The organism is Telluria sp. BA11 (genome assembly GCF_056680305.1).
In genome coordinates this window covers 3,400,110-3,422,510 of record NZ_CM155275.1, presented here as the reverse complement: position 1 = coordinate 3,422,510, position 22,401 = coordinate 3,400,110, and the positions used below count along the sequence as shown (strand labels likewise).

Genomic DNA, 22,401 nt, shown 5'->3' with positions numbered 1-22,401 from the left:
GATCTTCTACCCGACGTGTGTGCAATTTTATAAGTTTTTTGCACTGAAGGGGAGTTCGAAAAACCATTACGAGCGGAGCCACGATCGGCCGGAAAAACGCACTGTACTGACCAACGCGGCGCAGTGTACTGCCGCGCGGTGCGATTGGCAGGGCAACACGCAGCCGCTTGTTCAGTTGTCCTTAAGCCAAGCTTGCTTCGGGAGCTAACTTTAACAGTAAAATCGACACTGCTGCGCCAGTTCCATCGCTGCGGTTTCCGACATCGATCCGGCCACCGTGTTCATCGATGATTTTCTTGACCATCGGAAGGCCAAGCCCCGTGCCGCGCGCCTTGGTCGTCACGTACGGCTCGAACGCGCGCGCCAGGATGCGGGGCGCGAAACCGGGCCCATTGTCGACGATCGCCAGGCGCACCGCGGTGCCGGCCAGGCCGCCGGCGCCCGTGTACTGGATCGCCTCGGTCGTGATGTCCACGCGCGGCGCAGGTGCGTCCGGCCCGCGCTCGACCAGCGCATCCTGCGCGTTTTGCACCAGGTTGTGGATCACCTGGCGCAGCTGGGTCGCGTCGCCCATCACGCGCGGCAGGTCCGGCGCAAGATTTGCATGAATGATGTCGCTGCCGTCGTCGGCCAGGTACAGGCTGAGGATCTCGGCGATCAGTCCATTCAGGTCGAGCTGGTCGAGCATCGCCGGCGGCGTGCGTGCATAGTCGCGGAAGTCGTCGACCATGCGCTTCATCGCATCGACCTGATTGACGATCGTGGTCGTGCCACGCTGGAGCAGGTCGGCCTGCGCTTGCGGCAGGTGTTCGGCCAGCTTCATCTGCATGCGCTCGGCCGCCAGCTGGATCGGCGTGAGCGGGTTCTTGATTTCGTGCGCCAGGCGGCGCGCCACCTCGCCCCAGGCCACCGAGCGCTGGGCCGTGATCACGTCCGAGATATCGTCGAACACGACGATGAAGCCGCTGTCGGCGCCCACCGGCAGGCGCGAGCCGCGTGCCAGCAGCACGATGTCGTGCTCCTGTTCGTCGGCCGCGCCGGTCTTGCGCTGGGCGTCGCGCGGGATCTCGATCTGCTGCTGCCAGTGTGCGCGCTTGCGGCGCTCGGCGGCCACGTGCGCGCTTTGCGCCGAGAACGAGCGCGTGACCGTGTTCGAAAAATGTTCGAGGCCGGCGATGCGGTTCAGCGGCCCCGCCATCGCGCCCGGCTCCACCTGCAGGATGCGGTACGCCGCATCGTTCGAGTTGACCACCACGCCTTCGGCATCGAGCACGATCACGCCCGCCGACATATTCGCCAGCACCGATTCCAGGTGGGCCTTGGCGCTTTGCAGCGCGGCGCGGTTGCGCTCCACGGCGCTTCTGGCCTCGAACAGCTGGCCCGTCATCGCATTGAACGATCTGGTCAGCGTGCCCAGTTCATCGTTGGTCTCGACGATCGGGCGCGGCGACAGGTCACCCTCGGCCACCGCCTGCGTGCCTTCGGCCAGCACCAAGAGCGGCTGCGCCAGATTGCCGGCGATGAGGAAGGCGCTGCCGATCGCCCCGAAGATCGCCAGCAGCAGCGTCAGGGTCAAGGTCACGATGTACATCTTGCGCAGGCCCGTGCGCGCTTCGAGGCGCAGCCGGTATTCGGTGGAGGCCGAACGCAGCACCTCGGCGTTCGAGGCCAGGCCGACCGGCACCGCCTGCAGCAGTTGCAGGTAGCGCTGCTGCACGCCGGGCGGTTCGGGCACGGCCATCACCACGCGCAGGCGCAGGCCGGTCACGGCGTCGAGCGCGTTCGAGGCGCCGTCTGCGGCCTCGTCGCCCGCATCGGCAGGGCCGACACCGCCCTCGGCCTGGGCATACCCGCCCGGCATCCCGGCGCTGCGCAGCATGCGTTCATTGGGTGCGTCGGCCGCCAGGTTGGCGCCGCGGTCTTCGGTGGCGGCCGACAGCACGGCGCCGTTGGCGTCGACCAGCATCACGCTTTGCAGGCCGCTGGTGTCAAGCAGCAGGCGCGCCAGCACGGGTTGCGCGGTCATGTCGCTCTGCCCTGCCAGCGTGGCGGCGGCGGTCTGCGCAGTGGCGCCCAGTTCGGACAGCGATTCGTCGAGCGCGGCGCGGCCCAGGTTCAGGCCCGATTCGATGGCCGATTCGATCTTGACGTCAAACCACGAGTCAATCGAGTGCGACACGAACTGCACCGACACGATGAAGATCACGAGACCAGGCAGGATGCCGATACCGGCAAACAGCAGCACCAGCCGCGCCATGAGCCGGGAGCCGAACTTGCCGGCCTTGTAGCGGGAATACAGGCGCCCCAGCGCCACGACCACGACGATCAGGAGCAGGAACGCCATCGCGGCGGTCAGGCCCAGCAGCCAGCTGTAGTAGCGGCCGAAGAAGCCTGAATTGTCGGATGCGCCGGCCAGCAGGAACAGCAGGATCGAGACGATGGCGCCGCCAACGATCAGCGCGTAGCGCACCCCACCGCTGATCACTTCACTCCGCACGGTAGGTGAACGTCTTGCGGCTGGAGGTCAGGCGCCAGTCCGAGTCGTTGAAGGCATTGACCTGCAACGGCTTTTGCAGGTACTCGCGGTCCATGAACATGCGCAGCGAGACTTCATAGACTTCGCCGGTCTTGAGCGCGCCCTTGGGCGCGATCAGCCAGCGCGTCGGGCGCCGGATCATGAACATCGCGTCCTCGAAGGTCTGGAAGCGCTCCTGGAACGAACCCACCACGACCACGTAATACTGGCGCGTGAGCACGTCGTACGAAATGCGGATGGTGCGTTTTAATGAGACGGCCTTTTCGTCGCGCCAGTACCAGCGGGGGCGCGTGAGTTCGATCTCGGTGGTGAAGTGCAGCTGGACCCCGTGCTGGATCGCGTCCTTCAGGCCGTGATTCAGCTCGAAGTTGTAGGCCGTGTTGAGACGGTAGCCATCGTCGCTCGCTTCGATGGTTGCGCGGGTGATTTCGATGTCGTCGGCCGCCTGCGCCGGCGTGCCCATGGCAACGCACGCGATCGCCAGCAGCAACTGACAGGCGAGAAGGCGGAAAAATCGTAACGTCACGGGGGAGCCGGGGCCTTAAATAATGCGCGTAGTGAAAAGAACTTCACGCCGCTTTCTTCTGGAACAGGGCGTAGAACAAACCGTCATGATCCTGTCCGGCGCCACCGACGGGCAGCAGTTGGCCCGGCGCATCGAGGCGGACCGCGTCGTGGCGGGCCGCGAAGGCAGCCGCCTGCGCCTCCGATTCCTGGGGCCAGAGCGAACATGTCACGAATAGCAATTTACCATTCGGCAGCAGCATCTGCCAAAGGTTGTCGAGTATTTTGGCGGAAAGTGTTGCAAGTTGGGATGTATCCGACTTGCGGCGCAACCAGCGGATATCCGGGTGGCGCCGCACGATGCCCGACGCCGTGCACGGCACGTCAGCCAGGATGCGGTCGTATTGACGGCCATCCCACCAGTCCGTTGCGCCGGCATCGGCCGTGACGAGCTGCGCGGCCAGGCCCAGGCGGCCCAGATTGTCGCCCACGCGGCCGAGGCGCAGCGCATCGGTGTCGACGGCCGTGAGTTCGACGTTCGCCGTCTCGAGGATATGGCCACTCTTGCCGCCCGGTGCGGCGCACGCGTCGAGCACGCGCATGCCGTCCTGCAGGTCGAGCAGCGGCGCGGCCAGCTGGGCCCCGGCATCCTGCACCGAGACCACGCCTTCGGCAAAGCCGGGAATCTGGCTCACATTGATCGCCTGCGCCAGGCGCACCGCGTACGGGCCCACCTGCTCGGCGTCCAGGCCCGCATCCTGCAGCGACTGCAGGTAGGCGGGGACGTCCTGCCGGCGGCGGTTCACGCGCAGTGTCAGTGGCGGATGCGCGTTGCCCGCAGCAAGCACGGCTTCCCAGTCACGCGGGTAGGCGGCGCGCGCCGTGTCGATCCACCACTGCGGATAATTCCAGCGTGCCAGCGGCGTGCGCAGCGCTTCTTCGACGAGCGATTCACGCTCGCGCAGGAAGCGGCGCAGCACCGCATTGACCATCGCCTTGGCGTGCGCAAAATCGGGATGCGCCGCCGCGCCGGTGACGGCCTGGTCGACCACGGTGAAGGCTTCGTACGGCGCCGGGGTGCCCTCGGGCGGGTCGAGCAGTGACAGCGCCGCGCACAGCAGCGCGCCCAGCATCGGCGGCTCAGGCGCCTTGCTCGTCATCAGGCCCAGCAGCGTTTCGCTGCGACCCAGCTGGCGCATGGTGCGGTAGGCGATGTCCTGGATCGCGCCGCGCGTTTGCGGCGTGACGTCGTAGGCGCCGAACACGATCGACAGCGCCTGCGGCAGCGCCATGCCGCCCTGCACGCGGGCGACGGCACTGGCCGCGCCCAGCAGCGCCAGCGCCAGCGAGTCGGATTTGAGGTCAGGCTTGTAGTCGCGCTGCGGCGCAACTTTTACTTCATGACTGGCGCGCAGGCGCGGCTCTTCACGCTGCGGACGCGCAACGTGGTGCTTCAACTGATAGCCGGACGCCGCTGCCGGCTGGGCCGGTGCGCGTTCGGCCTGCGGCGCCTGGCTGCCCTGCCCCTGCCCATGTCCCTGTGCGCGTGGTTGCCCGCGCTCGGCGGCCTGGGCCGGCTTGCGGCCTGCCGCGCCGGCGCCGCGCCGGTCGGAGGCTGGCTTGGCCTTGGGTTTCAGGGAGAGCGTTGGACGCTTGTCAGTCATGGCGAATAAAATGTTGCGAAAATGGGCTCCCATTGTAACGGTTATGCCTTTGAAGACGCTTAATATAGTGGCCGCTGTGGTTATCCTGATGGTGGGTGCTACGCTGGCCACTGGCGCCGCAGCCCGCCAAAGCGGCCCGTCAAGCTAGTATAATGTGCACTGTTTGCCTGACCTCCAGGCGCCGCCTCATTACATTTTCGACCATTCCCATGCTCGCCCAACAAAAACAACAAATCGTTGCCCTGTTCCAGGCCGCCCTCGCGCCGATCGTCGCCGGTACCGATCTCACCCCGAACGTGGTGCTCGAACGGCCGCGCGATCCATCGCACGGTGACATCGCCTGCAATATCGCGATGCAGCTGGCCAAGCCACTCAAGACCAACCCGCGCGAACTGGCCACGCGCCTGGTCGCCGCACTGCTGGCCGAACCAGGCGCGCAGGGGCTGATCGACGCGGCCGACATCGCCGGCCCCGGCTTCATCAACCTGCGCGTGGCCGCCAGCGCCAAGCAATCGGTTGCGCGCAGCGTGCTCGAACAGGGCGCGGCATTCGGCAGCGGTACCAGCGGCGCCGGCCACCACGTGATCATCGAATTCGTCTCGGCCAACCCGACCGGCCCGCTGCACGTCGGTCACGGCCGCCAGGCTGCGCTGGGCGACGCGATGGCGTCGCTGTTTCTGTCGCAAGGCCATGACGTCACGCGCGAGTTCTATTACAACGATGCGGGCGTGCAGATCGCCACGCTGGCAAACTCGGTGCAGGCGCGCGCGCGTGGCTTCAAGCCCGGCGACGCCGAATGGCCCGAATCCGCCTACAACGGCGACTACATCGCCGAAATCGCTGCCGACTTCCTGGCCAAAAAAACCGTCTCGGCCAGCGATGGCGAGCCGGCCACCGCCAGCGGTGATGTCGACGATCTCGAATCGATCCGCCGCTTCGCCGTGACTTACCTGCGCAACGAGCAGGACCAGGATCTGCAAGCCTTCGGCGTCAAGTTCGACAACTACTACCTCGAGTCGTCGCTGTACGCCGACGGCAAGGTCGACACCGCCGTCAAGACGCTGGTCGACTCGGGCAAGACCTATGAAGACGGCGGCGCGCTGTGGCTCAAGACCACCGACTACGGCGACGACAAGGACCGCGTGATGCGCAAGTCCGATGGCACCTACACGTACTTCGTGCCGGACGTGGCGTACCACATCCAGAAATTCCGCCGCGGCTTCGACCAGGCGATCAACATCCAGGGCAGTGACCACCACGGCACGATCGCGCGCGTGCGCGCCGGCCTGCAAGCGGTGGACATCGGCATTCCGCAAGGCTATCCCGACTACGTGCTGCACAAGATGGTCACCGTGATGAAGGACGGCGAAGAGGTCAAGATTTCCAAGCGCGCCGGCTCGTACGTCACTGTGCGCGACCTGATCGACTGGTCGGGCGCGGGCGACGTCACGCGTGGCCGCGACGCGGTGCGCTTCTTCCTCATCTCGCGCAAGGCCGACACCGAATTCGTGTTCGACGTGAACGTCGCGCTCGAAACAAGCGACGAGAACCCGGTGTACTACGTCCAGTACGCCCATGCGCGCATCTGTTCGGCGCTGGCCAACTGGGGCGGCGATGTCGCGTCGCTCGCCAGCGTCGACCTGTCGCCGCTCACCTCGCCGAAGGAATTCGAACTGCTGGCCAAGCTGGCGTCGTACCCTGAAGTGCTCGAGCGCGCACTGGCCGAACTGGGCCCGCACCAGGTCGCGTTCTACCTGCGCGAACTGGCCGGCGACCTGCACAGCTACTACTTTGCGCACAAGTGGCTGCTGGACGACGACGAGCCGCTCAAGCTGGCCCGTCTCGCGCTGGCCGCGGCCACGCGCCAGGTGCTGCGCAACGGCCTCGCGCTGATCGGCGTCTCGGCGCCGGACAAAATGTAATCACTGCATCCCACTGCCCAACCAGAAAGCGTCATGACCGCCATTCGATCCTTCTCGCCCCTCCGCCAGCGCGGCAGCACCCTGACGGGCATCATCATCGGCCTGATCATCGGGTTGGGCATCGCAGTGGCGGTCGCACTCGTGATCACCAAGGGCGCCTCGCCCTTCACCGATCGCTCCAACAAGATGGGGCGCCCGGCCGACCTCGAGCCGAGCCAGGCCAACGATCCGAACAAGCCGCTGTACGGTACCCGCACGCCGGTGCGCGAGACGCCCAAGCCGGCGCCGGCTGCACCGGCTGCGGCACCGGCCGCACCGGCCGCACCTGCCGCCCCGGCTGCAGCGCCTGCAGACGCAGATCCACTGGGCGCTGCGATCGCCGGCATGCAGGCACCGCGCCGCGCGCCGACGCCGGCACCATCGCCGGCCCCCGTCAACACGGTCGCCGCAGCGCCGGCGGCTGCCGCCGTCACCGACGGCTACATCTATTACCTGCAAGCAGGCGCGTTCCGCGAAATGTCGGACGCCGAAAACACCCGCGCCAAACTGGCCCTGCTGGGCTTCGAGGCCGCCATCACCGACCGCACGACCGACAGCGGCGTGCTGCACCGCGTGCGCGTCGGCCCGTTCACGCAGGTCGAAGGCGTCAACCGCGCACGCGCCAAGCTGCTCGACAGCGGCATCGACGTCGCCATCGTGCGCAACCAGCGCTGATCCGGCATGTCACTGCCGGCGAAGCGCGTCTTCATCACGGGCGCCTCGAGCGGCATCGGCGCCGCGCTGGCGCGCGAATATGCCGCGCGCGGCGCGACGCTGGGCCTCCTGGGCCGGCGGCGCGACGCGCTCGACCAACTGCGTCAATCGCTCCCTGATTCCTCGCGCCACCAGGTGTATGCCGTCGATGTCCTCGATCGCGCGGCCCTCGCCGCCGCCGCGCAGGATTTCATTGCCGTGAACGGCGGCGCCGATATAGTCATCGCCTGTGCCGGCATTTCGCAGGGCACGCTGACCGAGCAGGTCGATGACCTGGCGGTGTTCGACGCCGTCTTCGCCACCAATGTGAATGCCACGGTGGCGACGTTCGCACCGTTCATCGCTCCCATGAAAACCCAGTCGACGCCGTGCCGCCTGGTCGGCATTGGCAGCGTGGCCGGCATTCGCGGCATGCGCGGGGCCGGCGCCTATTGCGCCAGCAAGGCCGCGCTGCACAGCTATTGCGAGGCGCTGCGCGTGGAACTGCGGCCGTCGAACATTCGCGTGGTGACCATCGCGCCCGGCTACATCGATACCCCCATGACCCGTGCCAACCGCTTTCCCATGCCCTTTTTGATGCCGCCTGAACGCTTTGCCACGCGGGCTGTCGCGGCGATCGCGCGCGGCGACAGTTACCGCGTGCTGCCGTGGCAGATGGGCGTTGTCGCCAAGCTGCTACGGCTGATGCCCAATGCCCTGTTCGACCGTCTCTTTGCGCGCGCGCCGACCAAGCCGCGCCGGGAGCAGCCATGAACGCTGCTTCCATTGCCGCGCTGTCACGCGCAGGCGTTGCCGTTGAAGTCGTCGCGCAGACCGGATCGACCAATGCCGACCTGCTCGTGCGCGCCGGCACACTTGCCGCCCCGCTGCTGCTGATAGCTGAACATCAAAGCGCCGGCCGCGGGCGCGCCGGGCGCAGCTGGCTGTCGTCGCCCGAAGGCTCGCTGACGTTTTCGCTGGCCTGGCGCTTCGACGGCGGGCCACAGGCGCTGCTTGGCCTGCCGCTGGCGGTGGGCGTGGCGCTGGCCGACACGCTTGGCACGCTGGGCCAGCAGGTACAGCTGAAGTGGCCGAACGATGTCCTCAAGGATGGCGATAAACTGGCCGGCATCCTGATCGAAACCCAGTCCGCCCCTGGCGGCGGCACCTGGACCGTGATCGGGATCGGCCTGAACCTGTTGATGCCGGACGAGATGGAAGCGCAGCTGGGCCGCAGCGCGGCCGGCATGCCATGGCTGGCGCGCATGGACCGCGACGCGTTGATGGCGGCGCTCCTCGACGGCCTGGCCGACTGCCTGCGCGAATTTGCGATGCGCGGGTTTGCCGCCTTCAGCGCGCGCTGGAATCTGCGCCATGCGTGGCAGGGCGAGACCGTCGTCCTGCTCGACGGGGGCGTCGTGCGGCACGAAGGCCGCGCCGCCGGTGTCGACGATAGCGGGCGCTTGCTGCTCGATACAGATGAAGGCCGCATCACCGTGATGGCCGGCGACGTCTCGCTGCGGGTAAAAGCATGATGCTGCTGATCGATGCCGGCAACACCCGCGTGAAGTGGGCGCTGGCAAACGACGGCGCGGCGCCTGGCGCCTGGTCGGGCACTGGTGCAGTAGCGCATGCCGGGCTGGATGCATTGGCGTCCGACTGGGCCGGCGCCACGCGTGTGCTGGTCTCGAATGTGGCGGGTCCCGCGCTGGCCGCACGCATCGCCGCCCTGCTGCCGGCGCATGCGCAGGTCGAGTGGTTCGCGTCCACGCCGCAGCGCGCAGGCGTCACCAACGGCTACCGCGAGCCGGCGCGGCTCGGGTGCGACCGCTTCGCCGCCGCCATCGGCGCGCGCGCGCTGGCGCCCGGCCAAAACCTGATCGTGGCCACCTGCGGCACCGCGACCACGGTCGACGCGGTACGCGCCGACGGCCACTTTATCGGCGGCATGATCCTGCCCGGCCTGGCCCTGATGGCCGCCAGCCTGGCGCGCAATACGGCGCAACTGCCGCAAGTCGACGCTGGCGCATTGCCGCCGCTGTTTGGCGACAACACGCATGATGCGATCCTGTCCGGCCTGCTCTCGGCGCAGGCGGGCGCGATCGAGCGTGCGGTGGCCGGGCTGGGTGGCGCCATCTGCATCATCTCGGGCGGCGCCGCGCCCCATATCGCGCCGGCCCTCAAGGTTGGGTACCAGGTGGTCGATAACATCGTACTGGTCGGCCTGCATGCAGCAGCCGCCGGCTCGACGGGAGATATGCAGTGCTGAAATTCGTGTTCTGGGCGCTGCTGGGCGCCAATGGGGTATTGCTGGCATATGGCCAGGGCCTGCTTGGGCAGCCGGCCGATGCGGCGCGCGAGCCAGCGCGCCTGAAGAACCAGCTGGCGCCCGAGCGCATGCAGCAGCTCACGCCGGTGCAGGCCAGGCAGGCGGCGGCGAGCGCTGCACCGGCGCCGCAAGCCGAGGTAGCTGCGCCCGTGCCCGAGCCAGCACCAGTGCCAGCGCCAGTTGCGCGGGATCTGGTCGCCTGCGTGCAGGCCGGCCCGTTCAGCACGGCCGATGCGCGCCGCTTCGAGGCCCGTGTCGCACGGCTTGGCCTGGCGCCGCGCCAGTCGCGCGTCGAGATGCCGTACCAGGAAGTGACGAGCCGTCTCGTCTATCTGCCACCGAACGGCGGCCGCGAAGGCGCCCAGCGCCGCGTCGCCGAGTTGAAGGAACGCGGGGTGACCAACTTCTTCATCATGCAGAACGATACGTCGCCACTACGCTATGCGATTTCGCTCGGCGTATTCAAGTCGGACGGTGCGGCGCAAAAGCTCGTGGCCGACCTGCAGCGCCAGGGCGTGCGCGGCGTGCGCATCCTGCCGCGCGGACCGCAAGTGACGCGCGTCGGCTACCAGTATCGCCAGATCGATGCTGCGGAGCGCGACCGGTTGACTGGCATTGCCGACAACTACAGCGGCGCTGCCCTCACTCGCTGCAGCTGAATCGTACTGCCGCCCATCGATGGCGCACCTGCGGGTGCGCTTTTTTTCGTCCATGCGTGTTGTGCAGACGCTAAAAAGTGTCGAATTTCTTTACACTAGATTTTTTTAAGAAAATAAGATTGTTTATAATCAATGAGTTGCTTTGCTGGCCCAACTATTGCTATATACAAATTATTGTTTCTTAAATTAAAACTTCGGACTTGCCATGAAGAACCTGATCACCACTGCCTTGCTAACCACCCTGTGCACCATCTCCGCTGCAGCACTGGCCACCCCAATCGCCATGACCGGCGCGTTCGCGTCGAGCGACCTGGCCAATAACAACTACAGCGCCGTGTTCAGCGGCAAATCGTTCCTGCCGACCGACTACACGGTCAACAGCCTCGCGTACTCGTTCTCGTTCCGTGATGATGGAACCGATATGTTCACGACGTCGGCCCCGGTCTCCACCGGCAGCAGCATGACGGGCTGGCGGCCCCATACCGCGGTGAGCTTCGCACGTTATCTGACAAATTACGCGACGGTAGAACGCACGAGCCAGCAGGAAAGCGCTGCGCTGTCGATCGGCGACGTCGTTCTCGGCACGGGCAGCACCACACTGAGCGAATCGAGCAAAACCACCTCCAGCCCACTCCATGCCAAGTATGAAGGCAAGGGTTGCTTCTACAGCCACTGCTATGCTTTTTATACGAAGAGCTGGACCGACACCACGACCATCACCCGCGACTACACTGGCGCCTTCACGATCAGCGGCATCATCTCGAACCAGTCGATCATCGACGAACTGCTGCGCAGCGACCAGCTGACGCTGAATCTGAAAGTCGCGGGCGACCTGATTCTGACCAACTCGCAGCTGCTGCTGGATTACACGGAAGTCTTGGCGGCTGCTGAAGTGCCGGAACCATCGAGCATCCTCCTGGCGCTCGCCGGCCTGGCCGGTCTGGGCGCCGTGCGTCGCCGCAGCAAGCGCGCGGCCGCATAAGACGGTTTGCGAAGGACCGGCGAGGCGTCAGCGCCGCACGACGATCGGCTTCAACCCCAACGAAGCCGGCAGCGCGTCCATCGCCTCGACCGCCTCGGCACGCGTCGGATACGGCCCGCCGTACAGGCGATTGAATGCGCCCACCTTCACCACTTCGAGCGTGCCCACGTCCACGCCGGCGCGCGCGATCTGGTCGCTGATCGCTTCGGCAGTGCCGGTACGGCCATAGGCGCCAAGCTGGATGTAGTAGTCGCCCGTCGTGGCGCGCGCGGCCGGCGCCGCCGGTGTCGCCGGCTCCACCAGGCGCACTACGGCGCCGCTGTCGGACTGCACCCGGTCTTCGAGCATCAGCGCGGCGATCTCGGGCGGCGCCGATTGCGCCTGCGATGTCGCTTCGCGCCGCGCAGTGGCAATCTGCGCCGGATTGACGATCGGATCACCCGGGAACAGGCGCTCGATTTCGACCTCGTGGCTGCCGTTACCGAGCAGGCCCAGTTTCAGCGCGGCCGTGTACGACACGTCGATGATGCGCGTGGAATGAAACGGGCCGCGATCGTTGATGCGCACGACCACCGACTGGCCGCTTTCCAGGCTGGTCACGCGCACGTACGACGGAATCGGCAATGTCGGGTGCGCGCCCGTCATCTTGTACATGTCGTAGAGCTCACCGGAGGCCGTGCGCTGGCCATGGAATTTCTTGCCATACCAGGTGCTGATGCCGCGCTGGGTCAACCGTTCATCGTTGCCCAGCGGCGTGTAGGTCTTGCCCAGCACCGTATAGGGACGGCTGGTGAACTTATTGAACGGTTCGGCCACGACGACCGCGTCGGGCGTCTCGAGCAGGCCGTCGGGCGGATTCTCGCCCGGGCCGTCGTCCTTGTAGTAGCCGCCGCGCCCTGAATTGGCGGGTGGCAGCTTGGGCGCGGGGCCATGCTTGGCGGTGGGCTTGTGCGGCCACGGGAAGGGCGACAAGCGTTTGTGTTCACCGGTACTGCTGCACGCCGTGACAAGAAAGGCAACCGCTACGACCGCCGGGATGTTTTTGCGAACGCCCATTGGCAGTCCTCCTGCTAGTTAAGTCTTCACCAGTTTACGGTGTCTTTGAATACTCATCAATATGCCGGCGCCAAGGCCGAGTGTGATAAAGGCAGTGCCGCCATAGCTCATGAAGGGCAGCGGCACCCCGACCACGGGCAGGATGCCCGCCACCATGCCCATGTTGACAAAGGCATAGGTAAAGAAAATCATCGAGATCGACCCGGCCAGCAGGCGCCCAAAGGTATTGGCTGCATTGGCCGCAATCATGAGGCCGCGCCCGATCAGGAGCAGGTACACGAACAGCAGGAACAGGTTGCCGATCAGGCCGAATTCTTCCGAATATACCGAGAACACGAAGTCGGTGGTCCGCTCGGGCACGAATTCCAGGTAACCCTGCGTGCCCTTCATATAGCCTTTGCCGCTCACGCCACCGGAGCCGATCGCAATGATCGACTGGATGATGTGGAAGCCCTTGCCCAGCGGGTCGGAAGTCGGATCGATCAGCGTCATCACCCGCTCGCGCTGGTAGTCGTGCATCATCGACCAGCCCACCGGCAAGCCGGCCAGCCCCAGTACCGACACGGCGGCGATGGCCTTCCACGACAGGCCGGCCAGGAAGATCACGTACAGGCCCGACGATGCCACCAGCAGCGACGTGCCCAGGTCGGGCTGCTTCATGATGAACGCCACCGGGATCATCAGGAGCGCCCCGGCGACCAGGTAATTCTTCCAGCTCGCGACCTGTGCCCGGGTCTGGAAATACCAGGCCAGCATCAGGGGCACGCCGATCTTCATGATCTCGGACGGCTGGATGTCGATCACGCCGATGTGCAGCCAGCGCCGTGCGCCCTTCTTGATCAGGCCAAACATGGCCACTGCAAGCAGCAGCGCCACGCCGATGGTATAGATCGGCACGGCCAGGCGCATCAGCGTTTGCGGCGCGATGTTCGCAGCGATCCACATCACGGCAAACGACAGCAGGAAGTTACGGATCTGGTGCTCGACCCGGTCCGGGAAGTCGGCGCCGGCCGACGACATGGTCACCATGCTGATCGTGACCAGGACCGCCAGGATGAGCGTGAGTGGCAGGTCGAACACCGTGAAATAGGGGCGCAGGCGCCGCCGCAGCGAACGCCGTTCTGGGATATGGGCCATGGTTTACTCGGTTCGGGTGACTGCGGGCGCGCTGGCCGTCTGAAGCGGTGCGGTCACGGGCGCTGGCGCTGGTGCTGGCGCGGTCTTCTTGACGGTGACGGGGCGCTCGGCCTTTTTTGGTTCGGCCGGCGGCGCCGGGCGCTTGCCCAGGATGGCGTAATCGAGCACCTTGCGCGCGATCGGCGCGGCCACGGCGCCGCCAAAGCCGGCATTTTCAACGACCATCGCCAGCGCGATGCGCGGCTGCTCGGCCGGCGCAAACACGGTAAACAGCGCATTGTCGCGGTGGCGCTCATCGATCGCGTTGGCATTGTATTTCTTGCCGCGCAGGCCGATCACCTGAGCGGTGCCGGTCTTGCCGCCGGCGGTGTACAGGGCCCCGGCAAAGGCTTTCTGGCCGGTGCCTTCGCGGATCACGCCCGCCATCGCATCCTTGATGAACGCGATGTGCTCGGGCTTCATGGCCAGGCGCCGGGTTTCCTTCGGCACGGTCAGCGTGCGCTCGCGGGTGGCGCCGTCCTCGATCATCTTGACCAGGTGCGGCTTCATCACCACGCCGTTGTTGGCCAGGATCGCGGTGGCGTGCGCCAGTTGCAGCATCGTGTAGTTGTTGAAGCCCTGGCCGATCGAGACCGAGATGGTATCGCCGCCGACCCACTTCTGGGCCGCAGGGTTGCGCTTGAAGCGCTCGGCCTTCCACTCTTTTGAGGGCAGCACGCCGGTCTTTTCGTAATCGAGGTCGATCCCGGTCGGCTGGCCAAAGCCGAATTCGCGCATGAACTTCGAGATGTTATCGATCCCCATCTCGTTGGACAGCTGATAGTAATAGGTATCGCACGAGTGGGCGATCGAGTGGTACATATTGACGATGCCGTGGCCGCCCGGCTTGTCATCGTTGAAGCGGTGCCCGCCCAGCATGAAGAAACCGGGGTCGCGGATCGCATCCTGCGGCCGGCGGAACCCCAGCTCGAGCGCTGCCAGCGACATGAACGGCTTGAAGGTCGACCCGGGCGGATAGGTGCCCGACAGCGGCCGGTTCATCAAAGGCTTGTCGAGCGAGGTATTGAGCTCGTTCCAGCTCTGCGTGTCGATGCCGTCGACGAACAGGTTCGGATCGAACCCGGGACGCGACACATAGGCCAGCACGTCGCCGGTGGCCGGCTCGATCGCCACCAGGGCGCCGCGCTGGTCACCAAACGCCTCTTCGGCGATCTTCTGCAGTTCGATGTCGATCGACAGGATCAGGTTACTGCCGGGCGTGGGCGCCGTGCGGCGCAGCGTGCGGATAGCGCGCCCGCCAGCGGAGCGCTCGACCTGCTCGTAGCCGGTCTGGCCGTGCAGCTGGCGCTCGTAGCGCTTCTCGACGCCTTCCTTGCCCATGTGGTCGGTGCCGTTGTAATTGGCGGCGTCGTCGCTCTCTTCGAGCGCGTCCGATTCCTTCTGGTTGATGCGGCCGATATAACCGATCACATGCGAGGCCGCCTCGCCCATCGGATACTGGCGAAACAGGCGTGCCTGCACTTCGACACCAGGAAAGCGGAAGCGCTGGGCAGTAAAGCGCGCCACTTCGTCATCGGTCAAGCGCGTGCGCAGCGGAACGCTGGCAAAGCTGCGCGACTCTTCCAGCAAGCGCTTGAAGCGGCGCCGGTCGCGCGGCTCGATCTGCACCAGCTTGGCCAGTTCGTCGATCACCGATTCCATGTTCGCCTGCAGCTTCGACGGTGTCAGTTCGAGCGTGTAGGCCGAATAATTGCGCGCCAGGACCACGCCGTTGCGGTCGACGATCAGCCCGCGATTGGGCACGATCGGCACCAGCGCGATGCGGTTGTCCTCGGCCTGGGCCGCGTACTGGTCGTGATGCAGCACCTGCAGCCACACGACACGCGCGACCAGCAGGCCAAAGCAAATGAAAACCAGGCCGATCAGCACCGTCAGGCGCATCCGGAACTGGTGGATCTCGCGATCGCTGTCTTTGAATTCGGTCATGCGCTTATGGGTCGATTCAGGTCGATTCAGGTCGATTCGGATCGTCAGATCGGACGGGTGTGGTCGCGGTCAACCGCGCGGCGCTGGGGCGCAAGCAGCAGCCAGGTGATCACGGGCCACAGGATCACCGCCACCACGCTCTCGATGAACTGCAGCAGGCCCGGAAAGCGCCCGGAGACGATGAAATGCACGATCAGCTGGATCGCCTGCGCCATCAGGAGCAGCGGGAACACGTGCATGGCCTGGGTGAGTGTCGGGAACCACAGCACGCGGCGGTGGATCATGATGGCGAAGTACGACAGCAGCGTGTAGGCCAGTGCATTCTCGCCCAGGAGGCTCGCATCGTGCACGTCCATCAGGAGGCCCATGCAAAAGGCGACGCCGATGCCGACCTTGCGCGGCTGGTGGATGCCCCAGAAGACCAGCACCAGTGCGACGAAGTCGGGCGCGCCGAGCCAGCGGCCCCACGGCATCAGGTTGAGCATGAAGGCGCACACCAGGCTGAACGTGATGAACAGCGGGCTGACGGGCAGCAGGATGTAATGCGGGCGGTTACCTGGCATGGTGGCTTATCGGGTTGGGGTCGGTGCGGCCGGCCTAGGCGCGGCCGGCGTCGATGCGGCCGGCGCCGGCGCAGTACCTGGCGCGGCGCCCGGGGTGACCGGCGTCGCAGGCGCAACCGGCGGCTGCACGGCAGTCGGCGCGCCGGCGGCAGGCAATGGCGACGCGGGCAACGGCGGCGTCGGCACCGGTGCCATCGCCGGCAGCTTGCGGCGGTTGCCGGTTGGCGGCGTTTCCTGCGGCGGGCGCGCCGGCAAGGCATGGTTCGACATGATCACCAGCACCTGGCGATTGCGGTCGATGCCAGCAAGCGGCAGGCCGACCACGCGGCCGAACGAGCCGGTCGCCTTTTCGACCTGCGTCACGCGCGCGACGGCCAGGCCGGCCGGGTACATGCCGTCCAGGCCCGACGTGACCAGCACGTCGCCAACCTGGATGTCGGCGTCCTGGGCCACGAAGCGCAGATCGAGCTGACCGGAGTGACCGCGGCCGTACACGATGCTGCGCAAACCGCTGCGCAGCACCTGGACGGGAATGGCCTGGTCCTTGTCGGTCAGGAGCGTGACTTCGGACGTGAACGGGAACACGCGCGTGACCTGCCCCACCACGCCGGCATGATCGATCACCGGCAGGCCGGGCGTGACGTCGTCGCGCGAGCCGCGGTTGATGACGATGCGGCGCGTCGAAGGATCGCGCGCGTCGTACAGGATTTCGGCCATCTGCGATTGCACGGGCAGTTGCTGCTTGCCGTCCATCAGGCGCCGCAGGTGGATGTTCTCGGCCATCTGGAACTGCGCCTGCTGTAGCAGGCGGGACTGGGCAAGCTCCTGGTTCTTCAGCGCCTGGACCTGTTTTTGCAGCGTGGAGACCGACGAGAAATAGACGCCCATATTGCCTACCGCATCGCGTGGCAGCATGGCGGCCATCTGCATCGGGTACAGCACGGTGGCGGCGACCGTACGCACGCCGGCAAGAAGCCCCATGCGGGCATCGACCACCAGCAGAACGATCGCGATCAGCGCGAACACCGTCACCTTGACACGCGCGGGCGCGCCTTGTTTGAACAGCGGCGGAGGACTATATTCCATGAGCTCTGGTGGTGGTAACGCGGGAGTTCATATCAAGACGGGCAGATGCGCGCAGCTTGTGACCGCACGCTCTGCCCGTCCTGGAAGACCACGTGCGGCTTATTCGTACGAGAAGATGGAACCGAGTTTGTCCATCCGTTCCAGCGCCATGCCCGAGCCGCGCACCACGCAGGTCAGCGGGTCTTCGGCCACCAGCACCGGCAGGCCGGTTTCTTCCATCAGCAGGCGATCCAGGTCGCGCAGCAGCGCGCCGCCGCCGGTGAGCATCATGCCCTTTTCGGCGATGTCGGCGCCCAGTTCGGGCGGGGCCTGTTCCAGCGCGTTCTTCACGGCCGAGACGATCTGGTTCAGCGGGTCGGTCAGCGCTTCGAGAATCTCGTTGCTCGAAATGGTAAACGAGCGCGGGATGCCTTCGGACAGGTTGCGGCCCTTGACTTCCATCTCCTTGACTTCCGAACCCGGGAACGCCGAGCCGATTGCCTTCTTGATCGCTTCGGCGGTCTGTTCGCCGATCAGCATGCCGTAGTTACGGCGGATGTAGTTGACGATGGCTTCGTCGAACTTGTCGCCGCCCACGCGCACGGAGCCCTTGTACACCATGCCGCCCAGCGAGATGATGCCCACTTCGGTGGTGCCGCCGCCGATGTCGACGACCATCGAGCCGGTCGCTTCCGACACAGGCAGGCCGGCGCCGATGGCCGCGGCCATCGGCTCTTCGATCAGGTACACCTGCGAGGCGCCGGCGCCAAGGGCCGATTCACGGATCGCGCGGCGCTCGACCTGGGTCGAACCGCATGGCACGCAGATGATGATGCGTGGCGACGGGCGGAAGAATTTGGACTCGTGCACCATGCGGATGAACTGCTTGAGCATCTGTTCGGTGACGGTGAAGTCGGCGATCACGCCATCCTTCATCGGGCGGATCGCCTCGATATTGCCGGGCACCTTGCCCAGCATCTGCTTGGCTTCCTTGCCGACCGCCTGGATCGTCTTCTTGCCATTTGGCCCGCCCTGCTGGCGGATCGCGACGACCGACGGCTCGTCCAGCACGATACCCAGGCCACGCACGTAAATCAGCGTATTGGCGGTACCGAGGTCAATGGCGAGGTCGTTCGAGAAATAGCTGCGTAAAAAACCAAACATGGGTGTCCTGATGCGCATCAATGTGCGCCTAAACATTGATCGGGGATTCTGTGCCGCACCTGCCAACCGAGGGCACCGCGGACTTTCATTGCGCGGGAGCCATAGCTTTCGGCACGACAACGCATTAGCCCGCCATTCTACCTTATAATTTGTCGTTTACATGCCCAATACAGGTGGATTTCCCCACCGAATTGCAAGCGGTTTGCGCGATATTTGAAGGGTTTTATCAACTTTAAAATGCTGTTCGCTGACAACTTGCCAACATTCTTTATTCGCCTAATCACATTCTGCGTAGCCTTGGGCCGCGCCACCTTGCCATGTCCCTGACCCTATCTGACGTAAAACGCATTGCCAACCTGGCCCAGCTCGAAATGAACGAGGCCGATGCCGAGATCGCGCTGACCGAGCTGAACGGCATTTTCGCGCTGGCCGAGCAGATGCAGGCGGTCGACACCACCGGTGTGGCGCCACTGGCCCAGCCGCTGTCGGCGATCCTCGCCCTGCCGCTGCGCCTGCGCGACGACGTGGTGACCGAACAGAACCACCGCGACGATTACCAGGCGCCGGCACCGAAAGCGCAGGACGGCCTGTATCTGGTGCCGAAGGTCATCGAGTAATCCCGGCTTTTGAATCGCTCACGAATCCGCTTTTAGAATCGACACGCACATGCATAACAAGACCCTCAAGGAGCTGTCCGCGCTCCTGCACTCGAAGCAGATCTCGAGCACCGAACTGACGCGCCACTACCTCGGCCGCATCGACGCCAGCGAGCATAACGCCTTCCTGCACGTGGACCACGCGCGCTCGCTGGCCCAGGCCGCCGAGGCCGACGTGCGCTTCGCCGCCGGCACGGCCGGCCCGCTGACCGGCGTGCCGATTGCGCACAAGGATATTTTCGTCACGCGCGACTGGCGCACGACGGCCGGCTCGAAGATGCTCGAGGGCTACGTCAGCCCGTTCGATGCGACCGTGGTCGAGCGCTTCCGCAATGCCGGCATGGTCACGCTGGGCAAGGTGAATCTCGACGAATTCGCGATGGGCTCGGCCAATGAAAATTCGGCCTACGGCGCAGTGAAGAATCCATGGGACATGACGGCAGTGCCGGGCGGCTCGTCGGGCGGCTCGGCGGCGGCGATCGCTGCACGCCTGGCGCCGGCGGCCACTGCCACCGACACCGGCGGCTCGATCCGCCAGCCGGCCGCGTTCTGCGGCGTCACCGGCATCAAGCCGACCTACGGGCGCGTATCGCGCTTCGGCATGATCGCGTTTGCCTCGTCACTCGACCAGGGCGGCCCGATCGCCCAGAGCGCCGAAGATTGCGCGCTGCTGCTCAATGAAATGATCGGCTTCGACGAGCGTGATTCGACCAGCCTGACCGTCGAACAGGGCAACGTCGCGGAAGACTACACGCGCGCGCTGGAGCACCCGTTGACCGGGCTGCGCATCGGCGTGCCGGCCGAGTATTTCGGCGAAGGCCTGGCGAGCGACGTCGAAGCCGCCGTGCGCGCGGCGCTCGAACAGTTCGTGAAACTGGGCGCGACGCTGGTGGACATCTCGCTGCCAAAGACCGCGCTGTCGATCCCGACCTATTACATCATCGCACCGGCGGAAGCCTCGTCGAACCTGTCGCGCTTTGACGGTGTGCGCTACGGCCACCGCGCCAGCGAGTACAAGGATTTGCAGGACATGTACCGCAAAACCCGCGCCGAAGGTTTCGGCACCGAGGTCAAGCGCCGCATCCTGGTGGGCACCTATGTGCTGTGCCACGGCTACTACGACGCGTATTACGTGCAGGCGCAGAAGATCCGGCGCCTGATCGCCGACGACTTCCAGGCAGCGTTTGCCGACAAGTGCGACGTGATCATGGGCCCGGTCGCACCGACCGTGGCGTGGGACCTGGGCGCCAAGTCGAACGATCCGGTGGCGAACTACCTGGCCGACATCTACACGCTCTCGACCAGCCTGGCGGGCCTGCCCGGCATGTCGATCCCGTGCGGCTTCGGCGCCGGCGAGAAGAACGGCAAGCGGCCGGTCGGCCTGCAAATTATCGGCAACTACTTCGCCGAAGCCAAGCTGCTCAACATCGCGCACCAGTACCAGCTCGCGACCGATTGGCATACGCGCACGCCGGACGGCGTTTGATTCGCGCCGACACAGAACAAAGAGAGAACACTATGCAATGGGAAGTCGTCATCGGTCTTGAGAACCACGTGCAGCTCACGACCCAATCGAAAATCTTCAGCGGCAGCGCGATCCGTTTCGGCGCCGAGCCGAACACGCAAGCCAGCCCGGTCGACCTGGCGCTGCCGGGCGTGCTGCCGGTGCTGAACCGCGGCGCGGTCGAACGCGCGATCCGTTTCGGCCTGGCGGTCGGTGGCACCATCGCGCCGGAGTCGGTCTTCGCGCGCAAGAACTACTTTTATCCCGACCTGCCGAAGGGTTACCAGATCAGCCAGTTCGCCGATCCGGTGGTCCAGGGCGGCACGCTGTCCTTCGCCTACGAAAAAGACGGCAAGCTCGAAATGAAGACGGTCAACCTGACCCGCGCCCACCTCGAGGAAGACGCCGGCAAGTCGCTGCACGAAGACTATGCGGGCATGAGCGGGATCGACCTGAATCGCGCCGGCACGCCGCTGCTGGAAATCGTGTCCGAGCCTGAAATGCGCAGCGCTGCCGAAGCGGTGGCGTATGCCAAGGCGATGCACTCGCTGGTGATGTGGCTGGGTGTTTGCGACGGCAATATGCAAGAGGGTTCGTTCCGCTGCGATGTCAACGTCTCGGTGCGCCCGGTCGGCCAGCAGGAATTCGGCACGCGCTGCGAAATCAAGAACCTGAACTCGTTCCGCTTCATGGAAGAAGCGATCCACTACGAAGTGCGGCGCCAGATCGAACTGATCGAAGACGGCGGCAAGGTCATCCAGGCCACGCGCCTGTGGGACCCGGACCGCAAAGAAACGCGCTCGATGCGCACGAAAGAAGACGCGCAGGATTACCGCTACTTCCCTGACCCTGACCTGCCGCCGCTGGCGATCGGCCAGGACTGGATCGAGCGCGTGAAAGCGGAAATGCCGGAACTGCCAGGCGCCATGCGCGCGCGCTTCACGGGCGAATACGGCCTGCCGGGATACGACAGCCTGGTGCTCACGTCATCGCAGACGATGGCGACGTACTACGAAGCAGTGGTGGCGAAAGCCGGCAAGGAAAACGCGAAGTCGGCCGCCAACTGGATGATGGGCGACGTGTCGTCGACACTGAACCGCGAAGGCGTCGAGCTGCAAGCCTCGCCAGTGAGTGCCGGGCAACTGGCGCTGCTGCTCAAGCGCATCGCCGACGGCACGATCTCGAACAAGGCCGCAAAGGAAGTCTTCGCTGCAATGTGGGACGCCAAATCGGATGATGAGGGATTGGCCGACACGGTCATCGACCAGAAAGGCCTGAAACAGATCTCGGACACGGGCGCACTGGAAGCCATCGTCGACGAAGTCCTGGCCGCCAACGCCAAATCCGTCGAACAATACCGCGCCGGCAAAGAAGCAGCGATCAACGCCCTGATCGGCCAGGCCATGAAAGCCTCCAAGGGCAAAGCCAACCCAGCGCAAGTCACCGAACTGCTGAAGAAAAAGCTGACCAGCTAACCCTTCTTCCTCAATTAGGGTCAGAGTCGAATTATTGAGCAATTGCCCACAATTGCCAGCAATGCGACGCTGACCCTGATTCATTTTTACCCACAGTAATTGCCCAGCCTAGCGACTCTGTCCCCACTTATCGGGCGACCGCGAGCAATTGCCCAATAATTCGACTCTGACCCTATTTGTTTGGATGGCCCAAACTGTCCACAAGGCAGGAAAGCTGGTCCGATTCCTGGTCAATTCATTAAACTGACAAGCGATATTCCAAGCGGAAAATAAATCGATTCCTGCAAGCATATAAACAATGAGGGTCAGAGTCGAATTGTTTGACAACTCTGGAGAATTGCCCAATAAGTCGACTCTGACCCTAATTAATTTGCAAGAGTTTCCGCCAATCTAAATTAGGGTCAGAGTCGAATTGTTTGACAACTTTGGGTAATTGCCCAACAAATCTACTCTGACCCTAATTGTTG

General features: G+C 65.0%; 19 protein-coding genes. 10 read left to right on the top strand and 9 right to left on the bottom strand.

From position 1 onward, the window contains the following. Positions 1-181: 181 nt before the first annotated feature. Genes AC1MGT_RS15055 through rsmB form a run of 3 tightly spaced genes read right to left on the bottom strand, consistent with a single transcriptional unit; the run spans position 182 to position 4,704 of the window. Positions 182-2,482: an ATP-binding protein gene (locus tag AC1MGT_RS15055; RefSeq protein WP_183557526.1), complete on the bottom strand. Its 2,301-nt coding sequence runs from the start codon at positions 2,480-2,482 to the stop codon at positions 182-184. A gap of 4 nt (positions 2,483-2,486) precedes the next feature. Then, on the bottom strand, positions 2,487-3,062 hold the full coding sequence (locus tag AC1MGT_RS15050; protein WP_332532547.1) for a DUF4390 domain-containing protein: 576 nt from the start codon (positions 3,060-3,062) through the stop codon (positions 2,487-2,489). Positions 3,063-3,105: 43 nt separating this feature from the next. Then, positions 3,106-4,704 carry a 16S rRNA (cytosine(967)-C(5))-methyltransferase RsmB gene (gene rsmB, locus AC1MGT_RS15045; protein WP_499500821.1) on the bottom strand — a complete coding sequence of 533 codons (1,599 nt, stop codon included), beginning with the start codon at positions 4,702-4,704 and terminating at the stop codon, positions 3,106-3,108. A 209-nt stretch (positions 4,705-4,913) separates the two neighbouring features. On the opposite strand from rsmB, the gene argS reads away from it, so the two are divergent. The 7 genes from argS to AC1MGT_RS15010 all read left to right on the top strand — a co-directional run bounded on the left by argS (position 4,914) and on the right by AC1MGT_RS15010 (position 11,328). Continuing rightward, positions 4,914-6,626 carry an arginine--tRNA ligase gene (gene argS, locus AC1MGT_RS15040; protein ID WP_183556702.1) on the top strand — a complete coding sequence of 571 codons (1,713 nt, stop codon included), beginning with the start codon at positions 4,914-4,916 and terminating at the stop codon, positions 6,624-6,626. 33 nt (positions 6,627-6,659) lie between these two features. After that, the gene (locus AC1MGT_RS15035) at positions 6,660-7,340 is read left to right on the top strand and encodes an SPOR domain-containing protein (RefSeq protein ID WP_499500820.1); all 681 of its coding nucleotides are present in this window, start codon (positions 6,660-6,662) and stop codon (positions 7,338-7,340) included. A gap of 6 nt (positions 7,341-7,346) precedes the next feature. Then, positions 7,347-8,132 (top strand): SDR family oxidoreductase, encoded by a 786-nt coding sequence (locus AC1MGT_RS15030; protein WP_499500819.1) that lies wholly within the window; start codon positions 7,347-7,349, stop codon positions 8,130-8,132. Next, on the top strand, positions 8,129-8,893 hold the full coding sequence (locus tag AC1MGT_RS15025; RefSeq protein WP_499500818.1) for a biotin--[acetyl-CoA-carboxylase] ligase: 765 nt from the start codon (positions 8,129-8,131) through the stop codon (positions 8,891-8,893). Before AC1MGT_RS15030 ends, AC1MGT_RS15025 begins: the two co-directional genes overlap by 4 nt. Beyond that, a complete protein-coding gene (locus AC1MGT_RS15020) occupies positions 8,890-9,627 on the top strand; it encodes a type III pantothenate kinase (protein ID WP_499500817.1) in 738 nt (245 codons plus the stop codon). Before AC1MGT_RS15025 ends, AC1MGT_RS15020 begins: the two co-directional genes overlap by 4 nt. Next, positions 9,621-10,346 (top strand): SPOR domain-containing protein, encoded by a 726-nt coding sequence (locus AC1MGT_RS15015; RefSeq protein ID WP_499500816.1) that lies wholly within the window; start codon positions 9,621-9,623, stop codon positions 10,344-10,346. Before AC1MGT_RS15020 ends, AC1MGT_RS15015 begins: the two co-directional genes overlap by 7 nt. 205 nt (positions 10,347-10,551) lie before the next feature. Next, on the top strand, positions 10,552-11,328 hold the full coding sequence (locus AC1MGT_RS15010; RefSeq protein WP_499500815.1) for a PEP-CTERM sorting domain-containing protein: 777 nt from the start codon (positions 10,552-10,554) through the stop codon (positions 11,326-11,328). A gap of 27 nt (positions 11,329-11,355) precedes the next feature. Here AC1MGT_RS15010 and AC1MGT_RS15005 read toward each other — a convergent pair whose 3' ends face one another. The 6 genes from AC1MGT_RS15005 to AC1MGT_RS14980 all read right to left on the bottom strand — a co-directional run bounded on the left by AC1MGT_RS15005 (position 11,356) and on the right by AC1MGT_RS14980 (position 18,299). Beyond that, a complete protein-coding gene (locus AC1MGT_RS15005; RefSeq protein WP_499500814.1) occupies positions 11,356-12,384 on the bottom strand; it encodes a septal ring lytic transglycosylase RlpA family protein in 1,029 nt (342 codons plus the stop codon). An 18-nt stretch (positions 12,385-12,402) separates the two neighbouring features. Next, complete coding sequence (rodA, locus tag AC1MGT_RS15000; protein ID WP_332532537.1) at positions 12,403-13,521, bottom strand: rod shape-determining protein RodA; 1,119 nt, start codon at positions 13,519-13,521, stop codon at positions 12,403-12,405. A 3-nt stretch (positions 13,522-13,524) separates the two neighbouring features. Next, positions 13,525-15,507 carry a penicillin-binding protein 2 gene (mrdA, locus tag AC1MGT_RS14995; protein WP_499500813.1) on the bottom strand — a complete coding sequence of 661 codons (1,983 nt, stop codon included), beginning with the start codon at positions 15,505-15,507 and terminating at the stop codon, positions 13,525-13,527. A gap of 44 nt (positions 15,508-15,551) precedes the next feature. Next, entirely contained in the window at positions 15,552-16,070 is a 519-nt protein-coding gene (gene mreD / locus AC1MGT_RS14990) for a rod shape-determining protein MreD (protein ID WP_183556682.1), read from the bottom strand. Between the two features lie 6 nt (positions 16,071-16,076). Beyond that, on the bottom strand, positions 16,077-17,156 hold the full coding sequence (gene mreC, locus AC1MGT_RS14985) for a rod shape-determining protein MreC (protein WP_499500812.1): 1,080 nt from the start codon (positions 17,154-17,156) through the stop codon (positions 16,077-16,079). A 99-nt stretch (positions 17,157-17,255) separates the two neighbouring features. Beyond that, positions 17,256-18,299 (bottom strand): rod shape-determining protein, encoded by a 1,044-nt coding sequence (locus AC1MGT_RS14980; protein WP_183556678.1) that lies wholly within the window; start codon positions 18,297-18,299, stop codon positions 17,256-17,258. Between the two features lie 317 nt (positions 18,300-18,616). On the opposite strand from AC1MGT_RS14980, the gene gatC reads away from it, so the two are divergent. The 3 genes from gatC to gatB are packed head-to-tail and all read left to right on the top strand — an operon-like array spanning position 18,617 to position 21,934. After that, entirely contained in the window at positions 18,617-18,916 is a 300-nt protein-coding gene (gatC, locus tag AC1MGT_RS14975; RefSeq protein WP_183556676.1) for an Asp-tRNA(Asn)/Glu-tRNA(Gln) amidotransferase subunit GatC, read from the top strand. A gap of 49 nt (positions 18,917-18,965) precedes the next feature. Then, the gene (gene gatA / locus AC1MGT_RS14970) at positions 18,966-20,441 is read left to right on the top strand and encodes an Asp-tRNA(Asn)/Glu-tRNA(Gln) amidotransferase subunit GatA (protein ID WP_499500811.1); all 1,476 of its coding nucleotides are present in this window, start codon (positions 18,966-18,968) and stop codon (positions 20,439-20,441) included. A 32-nt stretch (positions 20,442-20,473) separates the two neighbouring features. Continuing rightward, positions 20,474-21,934, top strand: coding sequence for an Asp-tRNA(Asn)/Glu-tRNA(Gln) amidotransferase subunit GatB (gene gatB, locus AC1MGT_RS14965; RefSeq protein WP_499500810.1), 1,461 nt, complete (start codon positions 20,474-20,476; stop codon positions 21,932-21,934). Positions 21,935-22,401 lie beyond the last annotated feature (467 nt).

Excerpts from the sequence above, each read along its gene's own strand:
- gatB (WP_499500810.1), top strand. The coding sequence starts at position 20,474 with ATGCAATGGGAAGTCGTCATCGGTCTTGAGAACCACGTGCAGCTCACG.
- AC1MGT_RS15030 (WP_499500819.1), top strand. The coding sequence starts at position 7,347 with ATGTCACTGCCGGCGAAGCGCGTCTTCATCACGGGCGCCTCGAGCGGC.
- gatA (WP_499500811.1), top strand. The coding sequence starts at position 18,966 with ATGCATAACAAGACCCTCAAGGAGCTGTCCGCGCTCCTGCACTCGAAG.
- rsmB (WP_499500821.1), bottom strand. The coding sequence starts at position 4,704 with ATGACTGACAAGCGTCCAACGCTCTCCCTGAAACCCAAGGCCAAGCCA.
- mreC (WP_499500812.1), bottom strand. The coding sequence starts at position 17,156 with ATGGAATATAGTCCTCCGCCGCTGTTCAAACAAGGCGCGCCCGCGCGT.
- AC1MGT_RS15025 (WP_499500818.1), top strand. The coding sequence starts at position 8,129 with ATGAACGCTGCTTCCATTGCCGCGCTGTCACGCGCAGGCGTTGCCGTT.
- AC1MGT_RS14980 (WP_183556678.1), bottom strand. The coding sequence starts at position 18,299 with ATGTTTGGTTTTTTACGCAGCTATTTCTCGAACGACCTCGCCATTGAC.
- AC1MGT_RS15020 (WP_499500817.1), top strand. The coding sequence starts at position 8,890 with ATGATGCTGCTGATCGATGCCGGCAACACCCGCGTGAAGTGGGCGCTG.
- rodA (WP_332532537.1), bottom strand. The coding sequence starts at position 13,521 with ATGGCCCATATCCCAGAACGGCGTTCGCTGCGGCGGCGCCTGCGCCCC.
- AC1MGT_RS15035 (WP_499500820.1), top strand. The coding sequence starts at position 6,660 with ATGACCGCCATTCGATCCTTCTCGCCCCTCCGCCAGCGCGGCAGCACC.
- gatC (WP_183556676.1), top strand. The coding sequence starts at position 18,617 with ATGTCCCTGACCCTATCTGACGTAAAACGCATTGCCAACCTGGCCCAG.
- argS (WP_183556702.1), top strand. The coding sequence starts at position 4,914 with ATGCTCGCCCAACAAAAACAACAAATCGTTGCCCTGTTCCAGGCCGCC.
- mreD (WP_183556682.1), bottom strand. The coding sequence starts at position 16,070 with ATGCCAGGTAACCGCCCGCATTACATCCTGCTGCCCGTCAGCCCGCTG.
- AC1MGT_RS15005 (WP_499500814.1), bottom strand. The coding sequence starts at position 12,384 with ATGGGCGTTCGCAAAAACATCCCGGCGGTCGTAGCGGTTGCCTTTCTT.
- mrdA (WP_499500813.1), bottom strand. The coding sequence starts at position 15,507 with ATGACCGAATTCAAAGACAGCGATCGCGAGATCCACCAGTTCCGGATG.
- AC1MGT_RS15010 (WP_499500815.1), top strand. The coding sequence starts at position 10,552 with ATGAAGAACCTGATCACCACTGCCTTGCTAACCACCCTGTGCACCATC.